The organism is Spirosoma sp. (assembly GCF_048594605.1).
In the GTDB taxonomy this organism is placed as follows: Bacteria; Bacteroidota; Bacteroidia; order Cytophagales; family Spirosomataceae; genus Spirosoma.
On record NZ_JBMDWV010000305.1, the window covers coordinates 1 to 5,104 of the forward strand.

Below are 5,104 nucleotides of genomic sequence, written 5' to 3' on the forward strand. Positions count from 1 at the left end.
CTAAATGATAGCATCGACACCACTACAGCGCAGGGTCGCTTAGGGTTTAACCTATTTGCCTCACTAGCCGAGTTCGAGCGAGATCTGAATCGGGAGCGAACCAAAGCTGGTTTAGCTGCGGCTCGAGCCCGGGGACGCATCGGCGGACGACCAAAAGGACTCTCGGCCGAAGCCCAAGCGAAAGCACGGGCTGTGAAGTCGATTTATGCTCTTAAAACTCATACGATTTTAGAGATTGGTCAGTTAGTCCACCTCAGCCGTGCAACGGTTTACCGCTACTTAGCTTGGCAAGAAGTAAAATAACCGTTGCTTCATAAATCGGGCGTTTTGGGAGGCGCTAAAACTAACAATACATCGCCACTTATCCCAGCTACCGACAGCAATTAATTTGATCATTCGATCAATACAGCTTCAGAACGAGAAACCAGTTTTTGGTAGGGGTTGGCCAGAAACAACTCCAAATAATCCACTCCGCCTGTTTTGAAACCACTACCATGCCCTTCATTGTGTCGGATGAGCAACTGCGCATTGGGCAAGCTTCGCTTCAGCAACCGATTGTAAAAAAGACTACAACCTGGATCTAAATCGCCACCAACAATTAGGGTTGGAACTGATGAATAAACGGGGATTTTTACTGATGCGGGTTCGGGCTTTACTCTCCAGCAAGCACAAATGGCCCGATTGACATTATTGTAGCGATAGCCACTCAACCAGGGGAGTAGTGCATCCTGTTTCTGGGCAAGGTTGCTATCACTCAGCGCAACCTGCTCCGAACAGAAAACAGAATAACGCATGCCCAACGCCCGAGACGTATTGCCGGCAAAATAGCCATCCAGTAGCCCGCGTATATAGGGTGCATGCCTTCCATGAATTAGGTCAAGCATGACTTGTGGAGTGCCTGCCAGTTCACCGTTGCTCAGCCGGTCGTTGATTACCTCCAGCAAATCACTTTTCGAGTAGGCAATAGTGAGGCTGTCGGTTGTTCCTTTTTCCAGATACTTCAGAGAAAAGCGTTTGGTAGTAATACCCGCAAAATAGGTTTGAAAGCTCCTTTTCAGATCCCGGTAGTCTTGGTTGACTGAATCGAGCCGAACCCGTTCAAATACCTGTTCCAGAGCCTCATTAAAGTTGATCAGGGCATGTTCGTCGTAGTTGACAAAACCCGGCAGGGGCGAGCGCAGAATGAGCGTCTTAACCGCTTCGGGATGCATACGGGCAACGGTCAACATCAAGCCACCACTGTAGGAGAGTCCGATCAGGTTCAGGGAGTCGATTTTTAAAGCCAAGCGAAGGTCGTTGATATCTTCGGCGCTCTCTAGGGTCGTGTAAGCCGACAAATCGATATTGGACGCAATCAGTCTATCCCTACATTGGTTTACGGCGGCCAGCACCAGCGCATCGCGGCTTTGCCCGTTGCGTAAACTTTGTCGGATGGCTTCATCCACTTCGCTACAGTCAAGGCAAGGCAGCGCAGTTTTGGTTCCTCGCTGTCCAAACATAATGGTGCCTCCAAATTTGAGATAACCGAACTCATAGCCAATGCTGTCAATACCCGCCGTGGTGCTATAGCCCGGGCCACCGACCATATACAGGCTAATGTTTTTGGTGGGGTGCTGATCAGGCCTGCGGATGAAATAAAAGGGCAACTTTACCTTTCTGCCCGTTACCTTTTGTCGGTTCTGGGGAACCACCAAATAGCCCGCCTTAACGATCAGACGAGCATCAGCCGGCACGGGCTTGGTCCATTCGATAGTTGGCGTATAGGTCTGAGAAAAGGCCGTAAACCCACGTAGTGAACAGCCTACAAGAAGAATCCCTATTTTTATAGACAATCGTAGTTGCCAATGGTGATTAATTCTAGCTGATCCGAACGTTCGGGTATCCTGTTTACTGACGTTAAAGCGTCCTATCCAACGACTCAGCCGTGTGATTGTGATTTGACAAAAAGGCATATTGATCAGAGTTTGGGAGGGAACTCTGCCTTGTGCCCAAGGTTACAGTGATTTCTGATTTTTATTTCTTCAGGAGATACTTGTCTGGTGCATCCCCTAAATTGTGTATCTCAAAATACGCTCCTTTACGCATAAAAAAAGCTCCCACTTAGGGGAGCTTACCGCTTCGGGAAGAACTCAATTAACGAGCCCGCATCCGATAGATGGTCCGACCACGATAGCCCACTAAAGGGCCACCGACTTCAATAATACGGGGCCGAGCCGGGCGGTTGATGTGCATAAATTTAGTGTTCATCATCTTTGTTGTGTGTGAATGTTGATGCAAAGATGGGCGCTAACCCGGCCTGCACACAACTGAACTGGTATTAACCGTCAGAATCAGGGTATGAACAGGGACAAAAGGAGTATCACTAGTCAACACTTACCTGTTGTTCCAATTAACTATTGACATACGAAACCACAGTTTTTAGTTGTAATTGACCCGGAGCAGATGAATAAATAATAAGCACTGGCCTAGTTGATGTGTACGTTTTCTCTTACAGATCTGGGACTATTCCTCTCAATTTGGGGACACTTACACCAATAATATATAAAACTGCATTACGTTTACTGAGCCATTAAGAATTTATGATCCCTTAATGATCAATTCCCCTAGGCGTTTCAGAACCTAAATCAATACCAGCCATGAGCAGCATTAAAGTTAGTATTAGATACTCGATTTGGGTGGTGGCGGCTATGACCTTATGGGCTTGTTCAGATCATCGTATACCGGCGGTCATACCGGGTTTAGCTGATGCCCGGCTTAGGATCAAAACAATAACAGATGTCTCAGGAATACTCTACAATCCAGATAAAGTTAGTTTGTTCCAGTATGATTCACGGGGCCGACTCTCAACCATTCTTGCGTATCAAGTAGTTGACAGCAGTAAAGGCCCTGTTGAACGGAGTGACTATCAATATGATAGTCAGAATCGTTTAATCTTGCACCAGCACCAGATAAAGCGGCCTTTGTTTTTTACAGGAACTACCGAATATCATCGAATTAGCTATAGAGAAAACGGGCAAGTCGCCACCATAGAGTACTATAATGACACCGACTCGCCGGGTACACCCATTTTGATATTTACCGCAACTCCTCAATTCAATAGCGCTAATAAGTTACAAAGCTATCAGAAGATTTTAAGCCCGTTTGTCAACAGTTCAGGTGTCGTTTTGCGAGCAGACAAGGTATTAAGCACTATCAGTTTTACTGGAGATAATCTGACAAGTTATCATTTCCAGGGTATTAATAATGATCTAGGCAGTTCAATAGCAACAGTAGATTCAGATATTACCTTAACTTATGATGATAAGTTAAACCCATTTTATGGTCTATATTTTATCCCTGCACCCAGAGGGTATATTATAAATATAAGAAATGGCAATTTTAGTGCTCCCTACTATTATGGGGGGCTGGACAGTTGGCTGACTTTAAGTCGAAATAATGCGTTAAGCTCTGAGTCAACTAACGCGCCTTCTGTAACCACTTATCAGTATACCTATAACCCAGCCAATCTACCCACCTCTCGGACAATAGTTGTGTCGAGTGGAGTTGCAGAGAAGCTTACTTTTGAGTACGAATCGTATTAATAAATTTAGCGATTGGCCCTATTCCATTCAGAAATCTAATGCCAACCCCTCAATTAGCTATTGAGTACCAGCGATGTGTGGGTCACAACTTTGCCTGCCAGTTGAATGTTTTCTAATCTGTAGCTTCGAATTACTTATTCTTTTAGTGTAAGCTTCCCCCAAAAGTGATCGGTTGAAAAATAGAGTCTTCCCAGTAACTTTTCATAAAAGGGAAGAAAAATGAGAGCAAACCGATTCAGTGAAGCCCAAATCGTGGCTATCCTTAAACAACAGCAAAGTGGCCAGACCGTCGTATGAATCGCTCGTGAGCATGGCATCAGCGAAGCGACTTTCTACAATTGGAGACAGAAGTACGGCGGCATGGAAGCTTCCGAATTGAAACGGTTGAAAGATCTCGAAGATGAGAACCGACGGCTGAAGAAAATGTATGCTGAACTGAGCCTGGACCATGAAGTAGTAAAAGAAGCCCTTAAAAAAAAGCGGTAGGGCCTGCTCAGCGTCGTCAGTTGGCCCAGTGGATTGTTAAAGCCAAAGCCTATAGTCAGCAGCGCGCTTGCCGGCTAGCCGGATTAAGTCGCAGAATGCTTACGTATCAATCCAAGCGCCAGTCGGATACCGAAGTTGAACAGGCCGTTCAAAGTATTGCTCGTCGTCATCCAGGGTGGGGATTCTGGAAGATTCGTCATCGCTTGCGTCGGTAAGGTCATCCTTACAACCATAAACGACTTTGCCGCGTTTATCGCCAGTTAGGGTTAAACTTGCCCAAACGCAGACGAAGGCGCTTGCCAGATCACGTGTGTAAGCCTTTACCAAAAGCAACGACTTTTAACCAGGTATGGTCCCTGGATTTCATATCTGACGCTTTGCGAGATGGGCGTAGATTTCGGACACTCAATGTCTTGGATGATTATAATCGAGAGGCATTAGGCGTAGAGGTAGATTATTCGTTGCCCGCTAAACGGGTTATTCGTTTTCTTGAGCAATTGCTTGAAAGCTACGGGAAACCAGACTGTCTGCGTTGTGATAATGGTCCAGAATTTATCAGTACTGCCCTGACGGAGTGGTGCGAAGCGAAAGAGATCCGTTTACATTGGATTCAGCCAGGTAAGCCCACTCAGAATGCTTTTATTGAGCGGTTTAACGGGAGTTTTCGCCGGGAAGTCTTAAATGCGTATCTGTTTCGTAATTTAGCTCAGGTACGGCAGGTAGTTGAAAATTGGTTGAAGGTTTATAACACAGAACGGCCTCACCAGGCGCTTGGTTTTATGACACCAATTGACTTTAAACAAGCGGGATAGGCTCTATCCAAAAACTGATCACTTATTAGGGAATAGGACAAGGTAATTTGTATTCTACTGACATGCCCTTTCGCCTATTATTGGAATAATCGACTAATTGGTATAGATCTGGTCTTCCTTCATCTTGTGTAAGCACTCTTCAAAGCTCTCTGATAAAGAGACGAAGTCAGCATCCTCGGCGATAAAAGGCAAGATTCCAAATGTGTAGGGAAAGGAGCACTTATC

The 5,104-nt window shown here is 45.7% G+C and carries 2 protein-coding genes and 2 pseudogenes; 3 read left to right on the forward strand and 1 reads right to left on the reverse strand.

Annotated features, from left to right (window positions below):
- A pseudogene (locus ACOJS8_RS18500) lies at positions 1–300 on the forward strand (recombinase family protein); the annotation flags it as partial.
- 92 nt (positions 301–392) lie between these two features.
- On the opposite strand, the gene ACOJS8_RS18505 reads toward ACOJS8_RS18500, so the two are convergent.
- Positions 393–1,832: an alpha/beta fold hydrolase gene (locus ACOJS8_RS18505; protein ID WP_420150031.1), complete on the reverse strand. Its 1,440-nt coding sequence runs from the start codon at positions 1,830–1,832 to the stop codon at positions 393–395.
- An 804-nt stretch (positions 1,833–2,636) separates the two neighbouring features.
- Here ACOJS8_RS18505 and ACOJS8_RS18510 point away from each other — a divergent pair.
- Together ACOJS8_RS18510 and ACOJS8_RS18515 are read left to right on the forward strand one after the other, a co-directional pair.
- Positions 2,637–3,581, forward strand: coding sequence for a hypothetical protein (locus tag ACOJS8_RS18510; protein WP_420150032.1), 945 nt, complete (start codon positions 2,637–2,639; stop codon positions 3,579–3,581).
- A 219-nt stretch (positions 3,582–3,800) separates the two neighbouring features.
- Positions 3,801–4,879: pseudogene (locus tag ACOJS8_RS18515) on the forward strand (IS3 family transposase).
- The last annotated feature ends 225 nt before the right edge of the window (positions 4,880–5,104 follow it).